Source organism: Streptomyces sp. NPDC057307, assembly GCF_042667665.1.
GTDB lineage: Bacteria > Actinomycetota > Actinomycetes > Streptomycetales > Streptomycetaceae > Streptomyces.
The window spans coordinates 1-2,890 of the sequence record NZ_JBHUZM010000268.1 but is presented as its reverse complement, the minus strand read 5'-3'; the positions used below and the strand labels follow the sequence as shown (position 1 = coordinate 2,890).

The 2,890-nt window shown below is 70.2% G+C and carries 1 protein-coding gene; it reads right to left on the bottom strand.

The annotated features are described in order from the left end of the window. Positions 1-40 precede the first annotated feature (40 nt). Complete coding sequence (locus tag ACFUN8_RS37215) at positions 41-2,674, bottom strand: RelA/SpoT family protein (RefSeq protein ID WP_383647844.1); 2,634 nt, start codon at positions 2,672-2,674, stop codon at positions 41-43. Between the last annotated feature and the right edge of the window lie 216 nt (positions 2,675-2,890).

The window sequence follows — 2,890 nt, the reverse complement described above, 5'->3', positions numbered from 1 at the left end:
GCGGTGATCCCACCGCCGGGCCGCTCCGTCGTCAGGTGTCCTACGGCCTGCGGGCCGAGGTGACGCGGTAGACGTCGTACACGCCCTCCACGCCCCGCACCGCCTTCAGTACATGCCCGAGGTGCTTCGGGTCGCCCATCTCGAAGGTGAAGCGCGACGTGGCGACCCGGTCGCGGGACGTCTGGACGGCCGCCGACAGGATGTTGACGTGCTGGTCGGACAGGACCCGGGTGACGTCCGATAGCAGCCGGGACCGGTCCAGTGCCTCGACCTGGATGGCGACGAGGAAGACGGACGACTGGGTGGGCGCCCACTCGACTTCGAGGATCCGCTCCGGCTGCTGCGACAGCGAGTCCACGTTGACGCAGTCCGCCCGGTGGACGGAGACTCCGCTGCCGCGGGTGACGAAGCCGATGATCGGGTCGCCGGGGACCGGTGTACAGCAGCGGGCGAGCTTGACCCACACGTCCTCGACGCCCTTGACGACCACACCGGGGTCGCTGCTGGAGCGGCGCTTGGAGCGGCCGCGCGAGGGCGGCGCGCTCTCGGCGATGTCCTCGTTGGCGGCCTCCTCGCCGCCGAGCGCCTGCACGAGTTTCTGTACGACGCCCTGCGCGGCGACATGGCCCTCGCCGATCGCCGCGTACAGGGACGAGATGTCGGGGTAGCGCATCTCGTGTGCGAGCGTGACGAGCGAGTCTCCGGTGAGGATTCGCTGGATCGGCAGGTTCTGCTTGCGCATCGCCTTGGCGATGGCGTCCTTGCCGTGCTCGATCGCCTCGTCGCGGCGCTCCTTGGAGAACCACGCGCGGATCTTGTTCCTGGCCCGTGGCGACTTGACGAAGCCCAGCCAGTCCCGTGAGGGTCCCGCGCCCGACGCCTTGGAGGTGAAGACCTCCACCAGGTCGCCGTTGTCGAGGGTCGATTCGAGGGGGACGAGCCGTCCGTTGACCCGCGCCCCTATGGTGCGGTGGCCGACCTCCGTGTGGACGGCGTAGGCGAAGTCGACGGGGGTGGCCCCGGCCGGCAGCGCTATGACGTCGCCCTTGGGCGTGAAGACGAAGACCTCGTTGCGCGACAGGTCGAAGCGCAGGGACTCCAGGAACTCGCTGGGGTCCTCTGTCTCCTTCTGCCAGTCGAGCAACTGGCGCAGCCACGCCATGTCGTTGACGGTGTCCTGACCGGCGCCCTTGCCGACGTTCTTCGGGATGTCGGTGCGGACCTTGGACGCCCCGGCGACGGCCTCCTGCTTGTACTTCCAGTGCGCGGCGATGCCGTACTCGGCGCGGCGGTGCATGTCGAACGTACGGATCTGCAGCTCGACCGGCTTGCCGCTGGGTCCGATGACCGTCGTGTGGAGCGACTGGTACATGTTGAACTTGGGCATCGCGATGTAGTCCTTGAACCGTCCCGGTACCGGATTCCACCGGGCGTGGACGGTGCCGAGCGCCGCGTAGCAGTCGCGGACGGTGTCGACGAGGACGCGGATGCCCACCAGGTCGTAGATCTCGGCGAAGTCGCGGCCTCGCACGATCATCTTCTGGTAGACGCTGTAGTAGTGCTTCGGCCTGCCGGTGACGGTGGCCTTGATCCGGGCGGCGCGCAGATCGGACTGGACCTCGTCGGTCACTATGGCCAGATACTCGTCGCGCTTGGGCGCCCGCTCGGCGACGAGCCGGACGATCTCGTCGTACATCTTGGGGTAGAGGATCGCGAAGGCGAGGTCCTCCAGCTCCCACTTGATGGTGTTCATGCCCAGGCGGTGGGCCAACGGCGCGTAGATCTCCAGCGTCTCGCGGGCCTTCTTCTCCTGCTTCTCCCGCTTGAGATAGCGCATGGTGCGCATGTTGTGCAGCCGGTCGGCGAGCTTGATGACCAGGACGCGGGGGTCCTTGGCCATGGCGACGACCATCTTGCGTACGGTCTCGGCCTGGGCGGCCTCGCCGAACTTGACCTTGTCGAGCTTGGTGACGCCGTCGACGAGGAGGGCGACCTGGTCGCCGAAGTCCTTGCGCAGGGTGTCCAGGCCGTACTCGGTGTCCTCGACGGTGTCGTGCAGCAGCCCCGCCATGAGTGTGGCCGGGTCCATGCCGAGTTCGGCGAGGATCGTCGTCACGGCGAGGGGGTGGGTGATGTACGGGTCGCCGCTCTTGCGCTTCTGGCCCCGGTGCCAGCGCTCGGCGACCTGGTAGGCGCGCTCGATCTGGCGGAGTACGGCGGTGTCGATCTTGGGGTCGTTGCCGCGTACGGTCCGCAGCAGCGGTTCGAGGACCGGGTTGTACGGCGAGGAGCGCTGCACGCCGAGACGGGCCAGCCGGGCGCGTACCCGGTTGGAGGAGCCGCCGGAGCGTGAGGGGGCGGCCGGGACGGGCTTCGGCGCGGTGACGGGGACCGGGAGCTGGCTCTTGGCGGGCGAGGAGCCCGGCGCCGGGGCGGGATCCGTCGCGGGGGTCGGTGCCGGGGCCGGAGTGGGTGCCGGGGCCGGGGTGGAGGCCGAGGCGGTCGCCGGCTTGGGCTTGGCTCCGTTGGCGCCGGACCCGTTGCGCTCGGCGGGCGTCTGCGCAGCCGTCCTCGCCCCGTCCGCCGGCTTCTGCGGCGTGGCAGGCACCGCGGCGGCCCGGTCTGCGTGCGGATCGGGCTGTGCGGCGGCGAGTGGCTGGGCCTCGTCTGGCAAGAGCGCTCCTCGTGCGTTTCCGGGTCTCCCGGTCAGGTCCGGAACGGCCATGGTAACGACCTCGTGGCGCGGCTGCTCACGAGACCGGTGCCCGCACAGGCGGGCGGTGGCCGCCCGGCGCCGCTCCGGGGCCCGTCACGGCGCCTCCGAGGGGCGCGCGGGGATTCCCGGGCAGTGACACGGGAACGCGGACGCCCCGGGTGGAATTCCCGGGGC